Source organism: Shinella sp. H4-D48 (assembly GCF_022637395.1).
GTDB lineage: Bacteria > Pseudomonadota > Alphaproteobacteria > Rhizobiales > Rhizobiaceae > Shinella > Shinella sedimenti.
This window is the reverse complement of the sequence record NZ_CP093338.1, coordinates 19,489-39,224: the sequence shown is the minus strand read 5'-3', so window position 1 is coordinate 39,224 and position 19,736 is coordinate 19,489. Positions and strand designations below refer to the sequence as shown.

Here is a 19,736-nt window from a genome sequence, read left to right as displayed (position 1 = left end):
ATCTTTCCCACCTGCAAGAGCAATTGACTCTTTCGACAATTGAGAACAAATAAAGAACATTATGCCCCGACCAAGGAGTTTTTCGCCGATGTCATCCGCCGCTGCCCGCGCTATCGTCGCCGGCTTGCGTGACCGTATCCGACAGTTCGACGGCCGTGCGGAGCGCGAACGGGCAGTGCTGCCCTTCGGTGTGCCGGAGATCGACGACCGGTTGCCCGGCAGCGGGCTTGCGCTTGCGAGCCTCCACGAAGTGTGCGGGGGTGGGAACGATGCTGTCCAGGGGGCGGCCGCCATGCTCTTTGCCGCCGGTATCGCCGCGCGAACCCGGGGGCAGGTGCTCTGGTGCCTGACCCGGCCCGATCTGTTCGCGCCGGCGCTTGCACAGGCAGGCCTTTCCCCTGGACGGGTCATTTACGTAGAGGCCGGCGACGAGAAGAGCCTGCTCCTCTGTTTCGAGGAGGGGCTGCGCCATGGCGGGCTCGGAGCTGTCGTGGCGGAGGTTGCCCGCCTGCCCATGACTGTCTCACGCCGCCTGCAACTTGCAGCGGAGGCTGGCGGAACGCTCGGTCTTGCCGTGCGCCGTTTTCGCAGCCGGGCCGAGGCGGATGCCTTCACCCTGCCATCGGCCGCGGTGACGCGCTGGCGGGTTTCCGTGCGGCCATCCGTGCCGCTTCCGGTGCCCGGTGTCGGCCGGGCGCGGTGGCTGCTGGAGCTTACCCGATGCCGCGCGGGCGAGGCGGCAGAATTCGAAGTGGAGGCATCCGATGCCGAGGGTCGTATCGCTTTTTCTCCCCGGCTGGCCGATCGACCGGCTGCGGCGGGCGCTTGGCGCGGAAGCGCCTCCGCCTGACAGCCGGCTTGTGCTTGTCGGCCGCGATGGCACGCGCCGTGTCGTAACGGCGGTCAGCCGGCCGGCGGAACAGGCCGGCCTGCGCGTGGGCATGCCGCTTACCAAGGCCCATGCGCTCCTGCCTGACATCCTGACCCTTCCGGCCGATCCTGCGGCCGATGCTACAGCGCTCGAGCGTCTCTCGCTCTGGGCTCTCCAGCATTATGCCCCCATCGTCGCGCCCGATCCGCCGGATGGCCTCGTCATCGACACGACCGGCGCCGACCATCTGCACGGTGGAGAGGCACTGATGCTGAGCGGCCTTGTCAATCGCCTCGGCGCCTCCGGCATTACAGCCCGCGCCGCGGTTGCCGATACATGGGGCGCGGCTTTTGCCGCGGCACGCTTCCTTGCCGATCCGGTTCGCGTCATCCCAGCGGGGAGTGCCGTTGAAAGCGTTTCTCCGCTGCCGATCCGTGGGCTGCGCATTCCCCCGGATATCGTGGCGGGGTTGCATGTGCTCGGCTTTTCGACGATCGGCGACCTGCTCGCCGTGCCGCGTGCGCCGCTGGTACTGCGCTTTGGTCCTATTCTTGGCCGACGGCTGGATCAGATAGAAGGCGTTGTCCGCGAGCCAGTCGACCCATTGCGCGACCCTGAACGGATTGTCGCCCGCAAAGGCTTCGGCGAGCCGATCGGCGCGCCTGACACCATCGCGCGCTATACGACGGCGCTGGTCCACGACCTCTGTCAGGCCTTGGAAAAACGTGGCCTCGGCGCCCGCCGGCTCGACCTCATCTTTCACCGCGTCGACAATTCGCTACAGGCGATCCGTGTCGGCACGGCCCGTCCTGTGCGTGATGAAAAACGCCTTGCCCGGCTGCTCTGCGACCGCATCGAGACCATCGAGCCCGGCTTCGGCATCGAGGTCATGGAGCTTTCCGCGACACTGGCCGAACCGCTTGTCCTGCAACAGGCGGCGACCTCGCTGATCGAGGCCGCGCCTGCGGATATTGCCGGCCTCGTCGATGTCATCGCCAACCGCATCGGCGCCTCCCGCCTTTACCGCATCGCCCCGGTCGAGAGCGATGTCCCGGAACGGTCCTTCCAGCGTGTCGCGCCGCTGGCGCCCGATGCCGGTGCGACATGGCAGGGGCAATGGCCGCGGCCGCCACGCCTGCTGGCCCGCCCCGAACCCATAGAAGTCATGGCGCTCCTGCCGGACCACCCGCCCGCCTCCTTCACCTGGCGCGGCGTGCGGCGGCTGGTGAAACGCGCCGATGGCCCAGAACGCGTCTTTGGCGAGTGGTGGAAGCGTGACGGCGAACGCGCGGCCGTGCGGGATTATTTCCAGGTCGAGGATGCCGTGGGGGAGCGCTTCTGGCTGTTTCGCTCGGGCGATGAGGTTCAGGCCGCGCGCGGCCTCGGGCGCTGGTTCCTGCATGGGATTTTCGCATGAACCCGCGCTACGCCGAGCTTCAGGTCACGTCCCATTTCTCGTTCCTACGCGGAGCGAGCAGTTGCGCGGAACTGTTCGCCCAGGCAAGCGCGCTGGGTATCGAAGCCCTGGCAGTGGTGGACCGCAACAGTCTTGCTGGCATCGTCCAGGCGCATCGGGCAGTCAAGGAACTGCCGGCCGATGGGAACATGGTCCGTCTTGTCGTCGGCTGCCGGCTGGACCTTGTCGATGGCATGTCGCTGCTCGTCTATCCGACGGATCGCGTGGCCTATGGCCGGCTTTGCCGCCTGCTCACCACCGGCAAGAAGAAGGCTGGCAAAGGCAAATGCCATCTCGACTGGTCGGATGTGGTGGAGTGGAACGAGGGGCTACTCGCTGTTCTTGTGCCTGACGAGGCCGATGAAACGGCCGGTTTTCACCTGCGCCGATTGGCTGAAACCTTCCGGGGGCGCTGCTATCTGGCGCTCACGCTGCGCCGTCGCCCGAACGACCAGCTTCGGCTCTGGCAGCTCTCCAATCTCGCCGCCCAGCATCGCGTTCCCACCGTCGTGACCAATGATGTGCTCTACCATGAGCCAGGTCGGCGCATGTTGCAGGACGTTGTCACCTGCATCCGCAACAATGTGGTCATCGACAATGCGGGTTTTCTGCGCGAACGCCACGCCGACCGTTACCTCAAGCCGCCGGAGGAGATGCACCGGCTTTTCGCTCGTTACCCGGAGTCGCTCCAGCGCACGCTTGACATCGTCAACCGCTGCCGCTTCTCGCTGGACGAACTGCAATACCAGTATCCTGAAGAGAGAGAATACGCGCATTACACGCCGCAGGAGGCTTTGGAGAAATATACCTGGGAGGGGGCTGATGAGCGTTATCCCGAAGGTGTGCCGGAGGAAGTGCGCGCCAAGCTGAACCACGAACTGGCCCTCATCGCGCGCATGAACTACGCGCCTTACTTCCTGACGGTGAATTCCATCGTCCGTCAGGCCCGCAAGATGGATATTCTCTGCCAGGGCAGGGGATCTGCGGCCAACAGTGCGGTGTGTTTCGTGTTGGGCATTACATCGGTCGATGCCACGAACAACGGACTGCTTTTCGAGCGCTTCGTATCCGAACAGCGCGGTGAGCCTCCTGACATCGATGTCGACTTCGAGCATGAGCGGCGAGAAGAGGTCATACAGTGGATTTACGAGACCTATGGCAGAAACCATGCCGCTCTCTGTGCCACGGTCATCCGTTATCGCTCGCGCGGTGCCATGCGGGATGTCGGGCGTGCTCTGGGCATGCCGGAAGATGTGCTGAAAGCGCTGTCTTCTCAAGTCTGGGGCTGGTCGAACGCTATTCCAAAGGCGCAGATAGAGGATATCGGCTTCAATGTCGATGACCGGCGCATGCGTCTTCTTGTCGAGCTTGCGCGAGAACTGACGGGCGCGCCGCGTCATCTCTCCCAGCATCCCGGCGGTTTCGTCCTGACGCAGGACAGGCTCGATGATCTCGTACCCATCGAGCCGGCCGCCATGGACGATCGTCAGGTGATCGAGTGGGACAAAGACGATATCGAAAGCCTCAATTTCATGAAGGTCGATGTGCTGGCGCTCGGCATGCTCACCTGCATGCGCAAAGCCTTCGATCTACTAAAGGAGCACAAGGGGAAGATCTGTACGCTTTCGATTCTCGACAAGGACGAGGCGACCTTCGAGATGATCTCAAAGGCGGATACGCTCGGCACCTTCCAGATCGAAAGCCGGGCGCAGATGTCCATGTTGCCACGGCTCAAGCCCCGAGAACTTTACGATCTGGTCATTCAGGTTGCGATTGTGCGCCCCGGTCCGATCCAGGGCGATATGGTGCATCCGTATCTCAGGCGTCGGCAAGGTTTGGAGAAGGTTGAGTATCCCAAAACGGAATTCGAGAAGGTTCTAAAGAAAACCCTTGGCGTTCCTCTGTTTCAGGAGCAGGCCATGCAGGTGGCCATCGAATGCGCTGGCTTTACCCCAGGACGGGCGGATCAGCTCCGCAGAGCCATGGCAACCTTCAAGCAGACCGGCGGAATCGACAAGTTTCGCACAGAATTGCGCGAGGGCATGATCGATCGTGGTTATGACCCCGCTTTCGCCGAACGCATGTGCCGCCAGCTTGAGGGCTTCGGCTCCTATGGTTTTCCCGAAAGTCACGCCTACAGTTTCGCGATCATCGCCTATGCCTCGGCCTGGATGAAATGCCACCACCCGGATGTCTTCTGCGCGGCACTGCTCAATTCGCAGCCGATGGGCTTTTATGCCCCCGCGCAGATCGTGCGCGATGCCCAGAAACATGGGGTCAAGGTGCTGCCGGTCTGCGTCAATGAAAGCCGGTGGGATTGCACGCTGGAGCCCACGGATGATCCGGATCGTTTTGCCGTGCGGCTCGGGCTGCGGATGATCAAGGGCATGAGCGACAGGGATGCGAGCAGGCTCGTCCAGGCGCGGGCCGATGAGCCCTTCGTATCGGTGGATGACCTGTGGCGCCGCTCCGGCCTGCCGGTGGCCGCCCTTGTCGAAATGGCGGATGCGGATGCCTTCCGGCCTTCGCTCGGTCTTGCGCGGCGCGAGGCGCTCTGGGCGATCCGCGCGTTGCGTGACGAACCCTTGCCACTCTTTGCCGCGGCGGCGCGACGGGAGGAAGAGGTCATTGCGGAACTGGACGAGCCCGAGGTTGCCCTTCGCCCGATGACCGCAGGTAACGAGGTCGTCGAGGATTATGGCCATGTCGGGCTGACGCTGCGCGCGCATCCCGTCAGCTTCCTGCGGGAGGATCTGGCGCGCCAGAAGATCGTTTCCTGTCATGTCGCGACCAATCTGCGTGACCGGCAACCGATCGAGACGGCAGGTGTCATTCTCGTTCGCCAACGGCCGGGCTCGGCGAAGGGGGTGATTTTCGTGACGATCGAGGACGAGACGGGCATTGCCAATCTCGTCGTCTGGAAGAAAGTGTTTGCCGCCTATCGCAAGGTGGTGATGGGCGCATCGATGCTCGGCGTGAAGGGCTATGTCCAGCGCGAAGGGGAGGTGGTGCATGTCGTGGCGCAGCATCTCACAGATCTATCCGGCATGCTCGCCAGCGTCGGCCGGCGCGAAGGGCCATTCCCGCTGCCGCATGGCCGTGGCGACGAGTTTCACCACGGCAGTCCTTCACCCGACCGGCGCGGCATGCCAAAAATCGTCAAACCGCGCAATCTTGTCGACGGTTACGGCCATATCGACGAGATCCGAGTCAAATCGCGCGATTTTCACTAGACCAATTTCAGCCGAAGCGGGATCGCTTCGGTATCTGACAATCGCCTGAAAACAAAAATATAGAGCCTTTCCGGTGACACGGGGTCACCGGAAAGGCTTCAAATCACATGAAATCGCGCGGGATTTTCTTTTCGAAGGTCTTTTCGAAGATCTGCGTCTCGCCCTCGAAGGCGCGCACATTCGCGGAGATCAGCCAGTCCGTGGCTGTGCAGGCGATGGACGAGGTCGAGATCGTGCGCACGAACCAGCCGGGGCGCTGCATGTCACAGGTCCAGACCGAGGTGCCGGTCATCGACAGCGGATCATTTTCCGCGATGGACCAAAGTTCGTCGCGCACCTGCCGCGTCGCCAGTCCCGTACCCGGATGCTCGTGAAGGCCGGTATCCTCGTAGATAGTGTACTCCGTGAGGCCGTTCGTCAGGTCCCGTTCCACGCCGCGCGCGGTCTCGCCGGGTGCAAGCTCGGTGTATTTCGGCAAGGGATCGGTATTTTCAGGTTCAGGCAGATTGATCACGCGGTGTTCGCCGAGCTTGGGCAGGGCAAGGCCGAGCGAGGCGAGATCGATAGTTACGCCGGCATCCACCGGCGGCGGCAGCACCATGGGCCAGTAGGCGGTCGAGAGCGACAGACGGATGCGGTGACCGGGGCGGAACCGGTAACCCATAGCATCCAGCACGAGGCGGATGCGGGTTTTCTCACCCTTCGGCATCGCCTTGGGCTCGGCATTGCCGTCGCGATGAGCAAGGTTGAGCACGCCGAAGGTGACGCGCGTCGCCGTACCGTCAGGATGGATGTCGACGAGGCGGGCGCAAAGATTGCCGATGTCCGCCTCGGTCGCGACGTCGAGTTCGAGAACCGGCTGGCCGAGGAAATCCTGCGCTTCCGCAAGAGGAGCCGTTTCGATGACGAGCGATCCGGCATCGTCAAGCCGCTGGTCGAGCGCCATTTCGGCGTCCGGCTTCAGCGTGAACCACTCGCCGGCCATGAGGCCGGTGTCGAGCGGGGATTTCAGATAGCGGTCATGACCCGACGCACCTGTTATCGGCATGCCGGGCGCAAGCGTGCCGTACTGCTCGACGTAGAAAGTTGCCATATCAGGCGTTTCCCAGCTCTCCTTCGCGGCCCAGAAGCCGGGATCGAATTCCCGGCGCAATGAGGGCTTGGGCGCATCCTGAATATAGGCGCGGACCTGCGGCGTCTTCTCGATGCCGTTTTCCTCGCCGCGCAGCCAGCGATTCCACCAGGCGATGGCTTCCGCATGAAAATCCATGCGCGGCTTCGGCCAGGCGAAGTGCGGATATTTGTGCACCCACGGGCCGATCAGCGCCTTGGCCTTGTCACCGAGGCCTTCGACCGCCTTCAGAGGCGTGTTGCGATAGCCGTCCGCCCAGCCGGCAATGACAAGCGCCGGCAGCGGGAAGCCGTCGAAATCCTCGCATATGGAGCCGTGCTGCCAAAAGGCGTCGCGGCGCTGGTGCTGCAGCCACTCCTCCATAAAGAAGTCTTCCTTCTGGAGGCGTTCCAGCCACATGTCGCGCCAGCGGTCCCCCACGATCGCCGGGTCCGGCGAGCGCGACTGGTAGGCCAGCATCGTCGCGGCCCAGGAAAGCTGGGCGGAAAGGTGCGTGCCGTTCTTGTAATGGATGTCGTCGTTGTAGCGGTCGACAGTGGAGGCGATGGAAATGACGGCTTTCAGCGCCGGCGGCTTGAGGGCGGCGACCTGAAGGCAGTTGAACCCGCCCCAGGAAATGCCCATCATGCCGACAGAGCCGTTCGACCAGGGCTGTGCGGCAATCCATGCGATGAGCTCGCAGGCATTGGCCAGTTCGAGCGGCGTGTATTCGCCGTCAATGACCCCGTCGGATTCACCCGAGCCACGGATGTCGACGCGCACGCCGGCAATGCCGGCAGCGGCGAAGACCGGATAGGTGGATTCGTCGCGCGGGCTCGTGCCATCGCCCTTGCGATAGGGCAGGAACTCGAAAACGGCGGGCACGGGATCATCGATTGCCCCATCCGGCATCCAGATGCGGGCGGCGAGCCGCGTGCCGTCGGCAAGCGTGATCCATTCGTTTTCGATGACGGTGAAGGCGCGGGACATGGGCTGTATCCGTTCAGAAGGGGAGGCGGTTGGCCTGACGGGGTGGGACCACCCCGTCAGGACGATAGGACGCTGGCTCAGCTATCGAACCAGACACGGCTGGCGACGTAGCCGTTGGACACGTCGTTGCCGATGTCGTGGACGTAGCCCTTGACCTGCTTGGAGCACGCGTTGAGGTAGTCGTTGAAGACAGGCAGGATCAGGCCGCCTTCGTCGCGCACCATCAGCGCGGCTGTCCGGTAGAGTTCGCGACGCTTGGTTTCGTCCAGTTCGGCGCGTGCCTGGAGGATGATCTTGTCGAAGTCCGGGCGCTTGAAACGTGTATCGTTCCATTCCGCGGTGGAGACATAGGAGGTCGCGTAACGCGAATCCTGCGTCGGCCGGCCACCCCAGTAGGAGGCGCAGAACGGCTGGACGTTCCAGACATTCGACCAATAGCCGTCATCCGGCTCGCGCTTGACGTCGATCGTGATCCCGGCCTTCTTGGCACTTTCCTGGAAGAGCACGGCGGCATCGACGGCACCCGGGAATGCGGCATCCGCCGAGCGCAGGACGACCGCCCCGGAATGGCCGGATTTCTTGAAATGGAATGCGGCCTTGTCAGGGTCGAACATGCGCTGCTCGATATCGTCGGGCGCCAGCGCATAGGCAGCGTTGACAGGATAGTCGTTGCCGAGCTTTCCGTAACCGCCCAGCACGCGATCGAGAATTTCCTGGCGGTCGATGGCATATTTGAGCGCGAGACGCAGGTCGTTGTTATCGAACGGCGCAGTGTCGCAATGCATCAGGAAGCTGTAGAAGCCCTTGCCACCGGTCTGGAGGATTTCCACCGTCGGTGCGCGCTTCAGGAGCGCGGCGGTCTTCGGCTCGACCATGCTGATGAAATGCACCTGCCCGGACGACAATGCCGCGATACGCGCCGTCGTGTCGTTCATCACGATGATCTCGACACTGTCGACGAAGCCGCGGTCGCTGCGCCAGTCGTTTGCGTTCTTCTCGAAGGTCGCACGCACGCCCGCTTCAAAGGAGGTGAGCTTGTACGGGCCCGTGCCGATCGCGGCATGCGGGTTCTCCACGCCGCCGCCCGGCTGGACGATCAGGTGATAGTCGGAGAGAATCAACGGGAGATCGGCGTTGCCTTCGGTGAGCGTGATCACAAGGTCGCCGGCCTTCTCCTCGATGGACTTGATCGAGCCGAGAAGTCCGAGCGCGCCGGACTTGGAGCCCGCATCGCCGTGTCGCTTGAGCGTGGCCAGCACGTCAGCAACGGTCATCTCGCTGCCGTCATGAAACTGCACGCCGTTGCGGATCTTGAACGTCCATACCGACGCATCGGCCGACGGCTCCCAGGATTCGGCAAGCGAGGGCACCGCCGCCCCCGTTTCGGGATGGGATTCCACCAGCGTATCGCCCCAGCAGCGGCCGGTGACGAAGGCGACGCCGGCACTGTATCCGGCGGGATCGAGCATATCGGTCGCAGCGCCGCCATTCAGGCCAAGCTTCAGATGTCCGCCACGCTTCGGCTCCTGCGCCTGCGCGCGGCCGGGTGCGAGGCTTGTGGCGGTGGCGGCGAGAACACCAAGGGCTGCAGTGCCGCCGAGGAATTCGCGACGGTTGAGGCCGGTATTTGCGTGGAGTTCGGACTTCCAGATAGGCGTCATGTGGGCGGTTCCCGTTGTTGTAGTGACCCCGAAATGCGGCCGGGATCGTCCGGATCAGTCGTAGCGAAGATCCACGCGCGTTGATATTTCACGACTTGACGCGAAATTACGCTGGTTTACGCTGATGTGACGAAGGGGTAAACATGCAGGGCACATCATTTGCCATCAATCTCCGGCACGCTTGCAGCACGCGTAAGTCGGTGTCGGAAATCTGTCGTCAGCTGGGCGTCAACCGCCAGCAGTTCAATCGTTATGTGAACGGCGAGGCAATGCCGTCGCCGCACAATCTGGCGCGTATCGCGGCCTTTTTTGGCGTTCGACCGGGCGATTTTTCACTTGATCCGCTGAAATTCGAACAGCGCCTGCTGAGTTCATCAGGCGGCGCCTTCGAGGCGGATGCGCTTCAGGTGTGCTTTCCGGGCAATCTTCCAGCGCTCCGGCGGCATCTCGGCTATTACCAGACCTACCACGTCTCCCTGTCATGGCCTGGCATGATCGTCTGTTCGTGCACCCGGATCGACGAAAAAGACGGAGTTGTCCGTGTGAAAACCATCGAGCGTATCCAGGACCGTCCCCACGAAATCCGGCAATTCTCGAAATATGTCGGGCTGGCTTCATTCCTGCAAAACAGGATCTTTATCGTCGAGCGTAGCACGGGCGCGGAGTCGATGATCGCCGAGACGATCCTGGCGCCTTTCGAAACCCATCAGCGCATCTATCTCAAGGGTATGACACTTGGCATATCCTGGCGAAAGCAAAACCTGCCCTATGCGTCGCGGGCGATCTGGCGCCATCTCGGCACGGACACTGACCGGCGGCTCCTTCTGTCGCGCTGCGGGGTGCTGCCACAGAATTCCAGACTGCTTCCGCCAACGGTACGGGAGTTCCTGGAGGGCGGGGACAGTCCGGTCCTGTCCGCGCCGCTTGGTGGAGCCTGACAAAACGCCTCGGCTTGCCCCATCCAACAATCTCGCCTACGAAACAGGTGAGGATAGCGAGGGGGTAACATGCAGGAGCGGAAACCGGCAACGACAGATGGTCTCGATCGCGCTTACAAGGTCCTGATCGCGGATCTCGTCGGCCTGCGTTTCGATGCTGAGGGGCGGCCTGATGCCGCCGAGGTGCGCACGTATATCGAGTCCCGCGGTGGTCATTTTCACGAGGGCGCTTACAAGCGCGAGGATCTGCCGCCGGGCATTCATTTCTTCTACCAGCCCGATCTCAGTGCTGAAGTTGAGATCATCGCGCAGACTGCGGATGGCCGTTACGACGCGCTGATCGCCGCGGCGACTTTTATTCCGAAACAGGCCATCTTCCCACTCGGCGGCGTGCGCATCGGGGCCGGCACGGGCAATATGGGCTCGGTATCCTGGGGTGGCGGCAACGGCGAGGGCGGCACGGCGCCGCTTATGAACACGCCCGGAATCAACAGCCGCGCGACCGCACAGATGGTGATGAAGGCGATCCTGAAAGTGCTGCCGGATCTCCCGGTCGATGTCCTGCACCAGCGCGTGGCGACCGGCGATTTTGACACGGGGCGAGATCTGAAATCCTATCCGACCGCCAAACTGGAGGGCCGCAAGGTGGCGGTGTTCGGTTACGGCAATATCGGTCGTGAGGTGGCGAAACTGGCCCGAGCTTTCGGCATGCGGGTGTCGATCTACGCCCGCGAGAGCCACCGGCAATGGATTGAAGCCGAAGGCTTCAACTTCGCACAAACGCCTGTAGAGGCCGCGAACGGTGCGGATGTTATCTCCGTCCATGTCGGCCTCGGACGGCTGGATACCGAGACCCGCCGCTATGCCAATGCCGGGCTTGTCGGCGAGGCCGTGCTTTCCGCGATGAACAGCGGCGCCGTGCTGGTCAATTACGATCGCGGCGAGGTTGTGGAGACCGCCGCGCTGGACAAGGCATTGGCCTCCGGCCAAGTGCGCCATGCCGCAATCGACGCAGACCTTTTCAAGAATGCGGCAAGCGGCGTCCTGAGCGGGCCCATGCTGCCCTATCTCAAGGTCGCGGAGCGGCATCCGGGCAAGCTTGAGCTTCTGCCGCATGCGGCCGCCGACACTGATCATCCCTCCCGAGTGGCGGGTGCCTGCCAGGCCGTCGACCAGATCATGGACGTCATCGTCAAGCGACGCGTCAGCAACCTCAAGGGAGACCTGCCGGAAGGTTACACCGATGCAGGGGCAAAGGTGCCGCATGGCATCGGGCGCGTCTCGGTCGCCACACTTGCGGCGGCTGCGTCAGACCCGCGTTTCGTTGAGTTGCACGATGTCTCGCGCGAGATCACCGATACGCTGGAGGCCATCGTCGAGGCGGTGCAGGAAAGCATGACGCATCAGCCGACCCGTGGTGACGTGGTCGCTCTCACCACGCTCCTTCTCAGGCAGCGCCGATTGATCGACGCGCTCGGGCTGGATGGACCCGCCGAAGCCTGACGCTCGGAACTTTCATGCGGATGAGAAGTTCCCTCCCTGACATCAAATGCAGGGAGTGCTGACCATGGCCCATCAGAAAGACGAACGCGGCGATCCGATCACCCGTACCCACGAGCCCGTCCGAAAGGAATATGCGGCTCGCGAGACGAGGCAGGGTGGCCCCGGCGTTCCCATTCTGAAGGTGCTCGGCGTCAGCCTCGTCCTCGCATTTCTTGTCTGGGGCGTGGTCGAGCTCTGGGGCAACCGTATAGCCCCCTCCGACCCGGCTGATAGCGGTCAGGCCACATCGACCACCGGCACTTCGACCGGTACCGGCAACGCCACACCGGATGGAGCGATCGACGACAGCGTTCCCGATAACAGCCAGACCGTTCCGACGGATCGCGATCCCACGCCGCAGTCGGGCACGGGCGGCGAGAGCCAGCGCGTGACTCCCGATGGCACCGCGAATTGATCCTGTAATTAATTAAAACGTGACGGTCGGTGACCTATGCGGATTAGCCTGGGTCACCGATACCGTCATTTTCTGGCTCCACCGTCAGCTTGACGCGGTCCGCGGCAAACCGTGTGCGCGAATATTGAATCGGGATACCCGTGAGATCGGTGTTGATGGCCGTTGCCACAAGGATGATCGCTCCAGGCGAGAGTTTCAGGTGGCGCATGTCGTCTCCTTCGGCGTGGATCGCGGAGATCTCCGTCGACCGGCGCACATAGTCGGAAACGTCGAGTTCGCGAAACGCTGCGGTAATCGATCGCGTCCTCTCGTAAGCTTCGGCCATCTCGGCAAACCGTTCCGCAGGGAAATAATGCGTTGCACGCGATATGGGGCGCTTGTCGGCACTGTTGACGGTTTCAATTCGCACACACGGCGTTCCTGCCCCCAATCCCAATGCCTGCGCGACGACAGCGGGCGCAACGTCTGTGTCTGCCTCCAGCATCCGACCTTCGATATCATGCGCCTGATTTCCGAGGCCTTGTGAAAACCGTGTTCTCCGAGAGATCGGAAAGCTCAACCTGTCACGTCGTTCGATACGGGTGCCGACGCCCTGCATGGCGCGCACGATACCCTCATCGGCAAGCGTTGCCATGGCGCTGCGCACCGTGTGGCGGTTGACGCCAAACCGGGCGGCAAGAACCGTTTCCGGCGGCATCATGCCGGTCTCGTCGAAATCGCCATTGTTGATTGCAAGGCGCATCCGGTCTGCGATCTGCCGCCAGAGCGCAACGCCAGTTTGTCGTTCCACCATTTCGCCCCCGTATGAAATATTTGTCACACCCTTGTCATTCCCGCCGTTTAAGACAAGAATTAGATGTACGGTTGTCTAGAATAATAGACATTTGGGAGTGAGGCAATGGCGGCAGTTGAAAAATCTGCGGAGGCCGGCGTGAAGGCTGCGAATGCCGAGCGGCAGAGAGCGATCGGGCTTCTTGCAAAGGCAAGCCGGACGGAGTTGCAGTCCGCCTTCGATGCCCTTGGTGACAAGCCCGACGTGCAGCCGGTGCGCGGCCCCGAAACGGGCCTCGTGATGGTGCGCGGGCGGATTGGCGGTGGTGGCGCGCCGTTCAATCTCGGTGAGGCTACGGTCAGTCGCGCCAGTATTCGTCTTGATGACGGCACGGTTGGTCACGGCCAGACGCTGGGCACGGATGGGGCGAAGGCTCGGCTTGCGGCGATCTTCGACGCGCTTTTCCAGCAGCCGGACCGCAAAACGGAAGTCGAGATGCTTCTTGCGGCCATAGCTGCACGTGTCGTCGCTGAAGACGCCGCGAAGACCCGCCAGGCGGCCGCCACCCGCGTCGACTTCTTCACCATGGTTCGCGGAGAGGACTGATGACACTCGATACACGCACTTTCTCCGGCGGGTTCCCGGAGCCGGTTTTCGCCGCTCAGGCCGTCTTTCGCACGATGATGGACTGTATGGCCCGTCCGGGCACGGTCGGTGATATTGCCGTCGATGTTGCTCCGCCCCCACCGCTCTCGCCGGCGGCCGGCGCCGTTGCACTCACGCTGTGCGACCACGATACGAACGTGTGGTTGACCCCGGCGCTTGCCACCTCCGCCTTGCCAGGATGGCTTGCCTTCCACACTGGCGCAACCACGACCACCGAGCGACAGAACGCCCGATTCGCCTTCGTCGAGAAGGGCGGGATCCTGCCGAGCCTCTGCCTCTTCGCGCAGGGCACGCAGGAATATCCGGATCGTTCGACGACGCTCATTGTCGAGATTGAGGCCTTCGAAGGCGGGCGGTCTTTCGCCATGACCGGGCCGGGTATCCGCACGCAAGAGCACATCGCGCTGGTCGGCCTGCCGGACATGTTTGCGCAATTCTGGCTTGAGAACGGGCAGAATTTTCCCCGCGGCGTGGACATGATCCTCGTTGCCGGCATCAGGGTCCTTTGCCTGCCGCGCACCACCGTTCTGCACATCAAGGAGGGCTGACCGATGTATGTTGCCGTCAAGGGTGGTGAAGCCGCCATCGCCAATGCCCACCGTCTTCTCGCCGACCGACGCCGTGGCGACCGCTCGCTGCCGGCGATCGGTATAGAGCAGATCGTCGCGCAGCTCGGCCTTGCCGTGGACCGGGTAATGGCTGAAGCGTCGCTTTACGACCGGGCACTTGCAGCTCTCGCCATCCGGCAGGCACGTGGCGACATGATCGAGGCGATCTTCATCCTGCGCGCCTACCGCACGACCCTGCCGCGCTTCGGCTATTCCAAGCCTGTCGATACGGCCGAGATGGCGATCGAACGCCGTGTTTCCGCCACCTACAAGGACCTGCCCGGCGGCCAGCTTCTGGGCCCGACCTTCGACTACACGCACCGTCTTCTCGACCCCTCCCTGCTAACGGATGCCGATGTCGATGCGCCGCTGGAACGCGAGGAAAGTCGTGAACCGGTCATGCGCGTGTCGGACATTCTCGCCGGCGAAGGCCTTGTCGAGGATGACGGCAGCCTGCCGGATGGCCATGTACCCGGCGATATCACGCGTGAGCCGCTGGAATTCCCAATGGCCCGGGACTTGCGCCTGCAGGCGCTGGCCAGGGGCGACGAGGGGTTTCTGCTGGCGCTCGGCTATTCCACCCAGCGCGGCTACGCCCGCACCCATCCGTTTGTCGGGGAAGTGCGCATCGGCGAGGTCGAAGTGGAGATCGACATGCCGGAGCTGGGATTTGCCGTGTCGCTCGGCCGCATCCAGATCACCGAATGCCAGATGATCGCGCAGTTCAAGGGTTCGACGAAGACCCCGCCGCAGTTCACGCGCGGCTACGGGCTCGTGTTCGGCCAGAGCGAACGCAAGGCCATGGCCATGTCATTGGTCGACCGCGCCTTGCGCGCGGACGAATTCGGCGAGGATATCGTGGCGCCGGCGCAGGACGAGGAGTTCGTCATCTCCCATTCGGACAATGTGCAGGCGACCGGTTTCGTCGAGCACCTGAAGCTTCCTCATTATGTGGATTTCCAGGCCGAGCTCGCCCTCGTGCGCCGCATGCGGCGTGAATACGAGGAGAAGCTGGCCGGCAATGCCGATGACCTCGCGGAGGCGGCGGAATGATCGAGGGCCTTTCCCATATGACGTTCATCGTGCGCGATCTCGACCGGATGACGGATATTCTGCAAGGCGTGTTCAACGCAAAGCAGGTCTATGCCAGCGGAAAGCGGCAGTTCTCTCTTTCGCCGGAGCGCTTCTTCGTCATCGGCGGGCTCTGGATCGCCATCATGAAAGGCGAGGCTCTTTCCGAGCGCACTTACAAACACATCGCCTTCAAGGTGCCGGATGACACGCTGGACCTCTATCTCGAGCGCATCGAGCGGCTCGGCCTTGATGTAAGGCCGCCACGCCCGCGCGTGGAGGGAGAGGGGCGGTCCCTCTATTTCCATGACGCCGACAACCATCTTTTCGAACTGCACGGCGGCACGCTCGACGGGCGGCTGGCGACCTACGCCCGACTGGAGGCGGTGAACGAATGAGCGATCTCGCGACCTACAATTTCGCCTATCTCGACGAACAGACGAAGCGCATGATCCGCCGCGCGATCCTGAAAGCGATCGCCATCCCCGGCTATCAGGTGCCGTTCGCCTCGCGCGAAATGCCGATGCCCTATGGCTGGGGCACCGGCGGTGTGCAGGTGACCGCAGCGATCCTGGGGCCTGCCGACGTGCTGAAGGTCATCGATCAGGGTGCGGACGACACGACCAACGCCGTCTCCATCCGCGCCTTCTTCCAGAAGGTCGCCAATGTGGCTGTGACGACCAGGACGGGTGAGGCGACCATCATCCAGACGCGCCATCGCATTCCCGAGGAAAAGCTGACAGCCGGCCAGACGCTCGTCTATCAGGTGCCGATTCCCGAACCGCTGCGCTTTCTCGAACCGCGTGAGACGGAGACCCGCAAGATGCATGCACTTGAGGAATATGGCCTCATGCATGTGAAGCTCTATGAGGACATTGCCAGAAACGGCCACATCGCCACGACCTATGCCTATCCGGTCAAGGTCGAGGGACGCTACGTTATGGATCCTTCTCCGACACCGAAATTCGACAATCCGAAGATGCACAGGTCGGAGGCCCTCCAGCTCTTCGGCGCCGGGCGCGAGAAACGCATCTATGCGGTGCCGCCCCATACCGAGGTCGTCAGCCTCGATTTCGAGGACCATCCTTTCGAAATCCAGACGTTCGACAAGCCATGTGCCTTGTGCGGTGCCGAGGACGTCTATCTCGATGAGGTCGTGCTCGACGACAAGGGCGGACGGATGTTCGTCTGCTCCGACACCGACCATTGCGAAGGTCGCTGCGCAGAGGGCCATCGCGGCCATCTCGCTTATGACAAGGACGCCGCCGAATGACTGATGCTCCTCTTCTCAAGGTCTGCGATATCTCGAAGTTTTATGGCGCACGCATCGGGTGCCGGAATGTCTCCTTCGATCTTTGGCCGGGCGAAGTGCTGGCCATCGTCGGCGAATCCGGGTCTGGCAAGACGACGCTGCTCAATTGCCTCGCCACCCGGCTGATGCCGAGTTCAGGTTCCGTCGAATACCGCATGCGCGATGGGCAGATGCGCGACCTCTCCCGCATGAGCGAGGCGGAGCGCCGCTTCCTGATGCGCACGGACTGGGGCTTCGTGCACCAGAACCCGGCGGACGGCCTGCGTATGGCGGTGTCGGCCGGTGCCAATGTCGGCGAACGGCTGATGGCCGTCGGCGAGCGGCACTACGGCAATATCCGCGAGACGGCCGGCGACTGGCTGCGGCGGGTGGAGATCAGCGTGGACCGCATAGACGACCAGCCGCGCGCCTTCTCCGGCGGCATGCGTCAGCGTCTGCAGATTGCCCGCAACCTCGTGACGTCACCAAGGCTGATCTTCATGGATGAGCCCACCGGCGGTCTCGACGTCTCGGTTCAGGCCCGCCTGCTCGATCTCCTGCGCGGCCTCGTCCAGGATCTCGGTCTTTCGGCGATCATCGTCACGCACGACCTTGCCGTGGCGCGCCTGCTGTCGCACCGCATGATGGTTATGAAGGATGGCCTCGTCATCGAACAGGGCCTGACCGACCGCGTGCTGGACGATCCGCGCGAAGCCTATACCCAGCTCCTCGTTTCCTCGATCCTGCAGGTGTAACCATGCCGACTCCTCTCGTCGTTTCCGATGTCGCCAAGAGCTTCACCATGCATCTGCGCGACGGTATCCGGTTGCCGGTCATGTCCAACGTGACTTTTTCAGTAAAAGCGGGCGAATGCGTCGTGCTGGGCGGTCCCTCCGGCATTGGCAAGAGTTCGCTGCTCAAGATGGTCTATGGCAATTATGCCGTTGACGGCGGCCAGATCCTGCTCGAGCACGGTGGCCGCCTGCTCGATCTGGCGAGTGCCGATCCGCGCACCATTCTGTCCGTGCGCCGGGCAACACTTGGCTATGTCAGCCAGTTCCTGCGCACCGTGCCGCGTGTCGCGGCCGTCGATGTCGTGGCCGAGCCGCTTACGGCGCGGGGCATCGATGCGGCTGAGGCGAGGGGGATGGCCGAGGTCATGCTGGCGCGGCTTAACCTTCCGCGTGAACTCTGGCAACTGCCGCCCGCCACGTTCTCCGGCGGAGAGCAGCAGCGCGTCAACATCGCACGCGGTTTTATCACCGATCACCGCATCCTCCTGCTGGACGAGCCGACCGCGTCGCTCGATGCGAGGAACCGGACTGTCGTGGTGGACATGATCGAGGAGAAGAAGGCGGCAGGCGTGGCGCTTCTCGGCATCTTTCACGACGAGGATGTGCGCGAAAGGGTCGCCGATCGCATCGTGGATGTCTCCGCCTTCTCACCGCGAAAGGTCGCCGCATGACGAAGCTTTCCGAAACGCCACTGATCCACCCGACGGCGGTCGTCTCCGACACGACGCTCGGCCGTTATACCGAGATCGCCGAGAACTGCCGCATCAGCGAGGCGGAGATCGACGACTATTCCTACATCATGGAGGGCGGCTCCGTCTGGTGCGCGACGATCGGCAAATTCGTCAACATTGCCGCTTCCGTGCGCATCAACGCGACAAACCATCCCATGTGGCGCGCGACGCTGCACCACTTTACCTATCGCGCCAGCGACTACTGGCCCGATGCAGACCACGAGGCGGATTTCTTCGCCTGGCGGCGCGAGCATCGCGTCACCATCGGACATGACGTCTGGATCGGTCACGGTTCCACCGTCCTGCCGGGTGTCACGATTGGCAATGGTGCGGTCGTCGGCTCCGGTGCCGTCGTCACCAAAGACGTCGAACCCTACACCATCGTCGGCGGTGTTGCGGCGAAAGTCATTCGTGAGCGCTTCCCGCGAAGCATCGCAGAACGCATGGAAAAACTTGCCTGGTGGGATTGGGATCATGCCCGGCTGCGCAGCGCGCTCGACGACTTTCGCAAACTTGACGCAGAAGCCTTCCTATCCTGCTACGGCGGGTGAGGAGGCGAGCCGCGATGCCTGAAAACCAGGCCTGTGGACTGTTATTTTTCCGACATGGAACTGACATGGCCCCTTCATCAACGACGTTTAGAGCCAGTCCCGAAAGCGACAGGACCCAAGCCCGGGCGCCGAGCGAAGGAAGAGGGAGCTGCCATGTTCCGACTGAAGAATGTCACCCGCCGTTTCGGCGAGCGCGTTGCCGTCGACAACGTGACGTTCGACATCCCGCAGGGGCAGATGGTCGGCGTCATCGGCCGTTCGGGCGCCGGCAAGTCTACCATGCTGCGCATGATCAACCGCCTTGCCGATCCGAGCGAGGGCACGATCCACTTCAACGATATCGAGGTGTCGTCGCTGCGTGGCTCGGCGTTGCGCAACTGGCAGCGCGATTGTGCGATGATCTTCCAGCAGTTCAATCTCGTGCCGCGCCTGGATGTGCTCACAAACGTCATGCTCGGCCGCCTGAACCACCGTTCGACGGTCCTCAGCCTTCTGAGCATTTTCAGCCACGAGGAGCGCATCATGGCGATTGCGGCTCTTGAACGGCTCGGCATCGAGCAGACGGCGCTTCAGCCCGCCGGCACGCTGTCAGGGGGACAGCAGCAGCGTGTGGCGATCGCCCGCGCGCTGATGCAGAACCCCAAGATGCTGCTGGCCGACGAGCCGATCGCCTCGCTCGATCCGCTGAACGCCAAGATCGTCATGGACGCGCTGCGCGACATCAACGAGCGCGAAGGCATCACCGTCGTTACCAACCTGCATACTCTCGATACGGCGCGCGCCTACTGCGAGCGCATCATCGGCATGTCGGGCGGTCGTGTGGTCTTCGACGGCCCGCCCCGTGAGTTGAATGCCGAAGCCGTGCGCTCGATCTACGGCACGGGTTCCGATGGCTCGGAGATCGACGAGAGCGTCACGTCCACCGCCATTCGCAACCCTGCCCGCCAGGACAACGACCATAGCACTGACAAGGAATCCGCCAGCCCCACACCGCTGGCACTGGCTGGTCTCTGACCCGCCGGGATCGAACGCCCG

General features: G+C 62.9%; 17 protein-coding genes and 1 pseudogene. 15 read left to right on the top strand and 3 right to left on the bottom strand.

Annotation, left to right across the window (positions count from 1 at the left end; all coding sequences use genetic code 11):
- Positions 1-88 precede the first annotated feature (88 nt).
- From MNR02_RS17305 to MNR02_RS17295, 3 genes are read left to right on the top strand one after another with little or no spacing between them, the layout of a single operon-like run.
- On the top strand, positions 89-850 hold the full coding sequence (locus MNR02_RS17305; protein WP_241949257.1) for an ImuA family protein: 762 nt from the start codon (positions 89-91) through the stop codon (positions 848-850).
- A complete protein-coding gene (locus tag MNR02_RS17300; protein WP_241949256.1) occupies positions 765-2,288 on the top strand; it encodes a DNA polymerase Y family protein in 1,524 nt (507 codons plus the stop codon). Before MNR02_RS17305 ends, MNR02_RS17300 begins: the two co-directional genes overlap by 86 nt.
- Positions 2,285-5,560: an error-prone DNA polymerase gene (locus tag MNR02_RS17295; protein WP_241949255.1), complete on the top strand. Its 3,276-nt coding sequence runs from the start codon at positions 2,285-2,287 to the stop codon at positions 5,558-5,560. The genes MNR02_RS17300 and MNR02_RS17295 overlap by 4 nt, the downstream gene beginning before the upstream one ends.
- A 103-nt stretch (positions 5,561-5,663) precedes the next feature.
- Here the strand turns inward: MNR02_RS17295 and MNR02_RS17290 are convergent, their stop codons facing one another.
- The gene (locus MNR02_RS17290) at positions 5,664-7,661 is read right to left on the bottom strand and encodes a CocE/NonD family hydrolase (protein WP_241949254.1); all 1,998 of its coding nucleotides are present in this window, start codon (positions 7,659-7,661) and stop codon (positions 5,664-5,666) included.
- 77 nt (positions 7,662-7,738) lie between these two features.
- Positions 7,739-9,322, bottom strand: coding sequence for an ABC transporter substrate-binding protein (locus MNR02_RS17285; RefSeq protein WP_241949253.1), 1,584 nt, complete (start codon positions 9,320-9,322; stop codon positions 7,739-7,741).
- 143 nt (positions 9,323-9,465) lie between these two features.
- Here MNR02_RS17285 and MNR02_RS17280 point away from each other — a divergent pair, with 143 nt between their 5' ends.
- The 3 genes and pseudogenes from MNR02_RS17280 to MNR02_RS17270 all read left to right on the top strand — a co-directional run bounded on the left by MNR02_RS17280 (position 9,466) and on the right by MNR02_RS17270 (position 12,217).
- Complete coding sequence (locus tag MNR02_RS17280) at positions 9,466-10,260, top strand: helix-turn-helix transcriptional regulator (RefSeq protein WP_241949252.1); 795 nt, start codon at positions 9,466-9,468, stop codon at positions 10,258-10,260.
- 84 nt (positions 10,261-10,344) lie between these two features.
- Positions 10,345-11,763 (top strand): annotated as a pseudogene (locus MNR02_RS17275) (NAD(P)-dependent oxidoreductase); the annotation flags it as partial.
- A 64-nt stretch (positions 11,764-11,827) separates the two neighbouring features.
- Positions 11,828-12,217: a hypothetical protein gene (locus tag MNR02_RS17270; RefSeq protein ID WP_241949251.1), complete on the top strand. Its 390-nt coding sequence runs from the start codon at positions 11,828-11,830 to the stop codon at positions 12,215-12,217.
- A gap of 43 nt (positions 12,218-12,260) precedes the next feature.
- Here MNR02_RS17270 and phnF read toward each other — a convergent pair whose 3' ends face one another.
- Positions 12,261-13,010 carry a phosphonate metabolism transcriptional regulator PhnF gene (gene phnF / locus MNR02_RS17265; protein WP_241949250.1) on the bottom strand — a complete coding sequence of 250 codons (750 nt, stop codon included), beginning with the start codon at positions 13,008-13,010 and terminating at the stop codon, positions 12,261-12,263.
- A 105-nt stretch (positions 13,011-13,115) separates the two neighbouring features.
- Here phnF and phnG point away from each other — a divergent pair, with 105 nt between their 5' ends.
- The 9 genes from phnG (at position 13,116) to phnC (ending at position 19,715) form a co-directional block, all read left to right on the top strand.
- Entirely contained in the window at positions 13,116-13,595 is a 480-nt protein-coding gene (gene phnG, locus MNR02_RS17260; RefSeq protein WP_241949249.1) for a phosphonate C-P lyase system protein PhnG, read from the top strand.
- The gene (phnH, locus tag MNR02_RS17255) at positions 13,595-14,203 is read left to right on the top strand and encodes a phosphonate C-P lyase system protein PhnH (RefSeq protein ID WP_241949248.1); all 609 of its coding nucleotides are present in this window, start codon (positions 13,595-13,597) and stop codon (positions 14,201-14,203) included. Before phnG ends, phnH begins: the two co-directional genes overlap by 1 nt.
- Positions 14,204-14,206: 3 nt before the next feature.
- The gene (locus tag MNR02_RS17250) at positions 14,207-15,316 is read left to right on the top strand and encodes a carbon-phosphorus lyase complex subunit PhnI (protein WP_241949247.1); all 1,110 of its coding nucleotides are present in this window, start codon (positions 14,207-14,209) and stop codon (positions 15,314-15,316) included.
- Positions 15,313-15,732, top strand: coding sequence for a FosX/FosE/FosI family fosfomycin resistance hydrolase (gene fosX / locus MNR02_RS17245; RefSeq protein WP_241949246.1), 420 nt, complete (start codon positions 15,313-15,315; stop codon positions 15,730-15,732). Before MNR02_RS17250 ends, fosX begins: the two co-directional genes overlap by 4 nt.
- Complete coding sequence (locus tag MNR02_RS17240; protein ID WP_241603541.1) at positions 15,729-16,607, top strand: alpha-D-ribose 1-methylphosphonate 5-phosphate C-P-lyase PhnJ; 879 nt, start codon at positions 15,729-15,731, stop codon at positions 16,605-16,607. Before fosX ends, MNR02_RS17240 begins: the two co-directional genes overlap by 4 nt.
- Entirely contained in the window at positions 16,604-17,380 is a 777-nt protein-coding gene (gene phnK, locus MNR02_RS17235) for a phosphonate C-P lyase system protein PhnK (protein WP_241603538.1), read from the top strand. The genes MNR02_RS17240 and phnK overlap by 4 nt, the downstream gene beginning before the upstream one ends.
- A gap of 2 nt (positions 17,381-17,382) precedes the next feature.
- Positions 17,383-18,090, top strand: coding sequence for a phosphonate C-P lyase system protein PhnL (gene phnL / locus MNR02_RS17230; RefSeq protein WP_241949245.1), 708 nt, complete (start codon positions 17,383-17,385; stop codon positions 18,088-18,090).
- The gene (locus MNR02_RS17225; RefSeq protein WP_241949244.1) at positions 18,087-18,701 is read left to right on the top strand and encodes a DapH/DapD/GlmU-related protein; all 615 of its coding nucleotides are present in this window, start codon (positions 18,087-18,089) and stop codon (positions 18,699-18,701) included. The genes phnL and MNR02_RS17225 overlap by 4 nt, the downstream gene beginning before the upstream one ends.
- A 153-nt stretch (positions 18,702-18,854) precedes the next feature.
- Positions 18,855-19,715 carry a phosphonate ABC transporter ATP-binding protein gene (gene phnC / locus MNR02_RS17220; RefSeq protein ID WP_241949243.1) on the top strand — a complete coding sequence of 287 codons (861 nt, stop codon included), beginning with the start codon at positions 18,855-18,857 and terminating at the stop codon, positions 19,713-19,715.
- Positions 19,716-19,736: the final 21 nt, after the last annotated feature.

Bases quoted from the DNA above. Each gene is read 5' to 3' on its own strand.
- fosX (WP_241949246.1), top strand. From the start codon at position 15,313: ATGATCGAGGGCCTTTCCCATATGACGTTCATCGTGCGCGATCTCGAC.
- MNR02_RS17285 (WP_241949253.1), bottom strand. From the start codon at position 9,322: ATGACGCCTATCTGGAAGTCCGAACTCCACGCAAATACCGGCCTCAAC.
- MNR02_RS17280 (WP_241949252.1), top strand. From the start codon at position 9,466: ATGCAGGGCACATCATTTGCCATCAATCTCCGGCACGCTTGCAGCACG.
- MNR02_RS17290 (WP_241949254.1), bottom strand. From the start codon at position 7,661: ATGTCCCGCGCCTTCACCGTCATCGAAAACGAATGGATCACGCTTGCC.
- phnG (WP_241949249.1), top strand. From the start codon at position 13,116: ATGGCGGCAGTTGAAAAATCTGCGGAGGCCGGCGTGAAGGCTGCGAAT.
- MNR02_RS17270 (WP_241949251.1), top strand. From the start codon at position 11,828: ATGGCCCATCAGAAAGACGAACGCGGCGATCCGATCACCCGTACCCAC.
- phnH (WP_241949248.1), top strand. From the start codon at position 13,595: ATGACACTCGATACACGCACTTTCTCCGGCGGGTTCCCGGAGCCGGTT.
- MNR02_RS17295 (WP_241949255.1), top strand. From the start codon at position 2,285: ATGAACCCGCGCTACGCCGAGCTTCAGGTCACGTCCCATTTCTCGTTC.
- MNR02_RS17300 (WP_241949256.1), top strand. From the start codon at position 765: ATGCCGAGGGTCGTATCGCTTTTTCTCCCCGGCTGGCCGATCGACCGG.
- MNR02_RS17250 (WP_241949247.1), top strand. From the start codon at position 14,207: ATGTATGTTGCCGTCAAGGGTGGTGAAGCCGCCATCGCCAATGCCCAC.
- phnK (WP_241603538.1), top strand. From the start codon at position 16,604: ATGACTGATGCTCCTCTTCTCAAGGTCTGCGATATCTCGAAGTTTTAT.
- MNR02_RS17240 (WP_241603541.1), top strand. From the start codon at position 15,729: ATGAGCGATCTCGCGACCTACAATTTCGCCTATCTCGACGAACAGACG.
- MNR02_RS17225 (WP_241949244.1), top strand. From the start codon at position 18,087: ATGACGAAGCTTTCCGAAACGCCACTGATCCACCCGACGGCGGTCGTC.
- MNR02_RS17305 (WP_241949257.1), top strand. From the start codon at position 89: ATGTCATCCGCCGCTGCCCGCGCTATCGTCGCCGGCTTGCGTGACCGT.
- phnF (WP_241949250.1), bottom strand. From the start codon at position 13,010: ATGGTGGAACGACAAACTGGCGTTGCGCTCTGGCGGCAGATCGCAGAC.
- phnC (WP_241949243.1), top strand. From the start codon at position 18,855: ATGTTCCGACTGAAGAATGTCACCCGCCGTTTCGGCGAGCGCGTTGCC.
- phnL (WP_241949245.1), top strand. From the start codon at position 17,383: ATGCCGACTCCTCTCGTCGTTTCCGATGTCGCCAAGAGCTTCACCATG.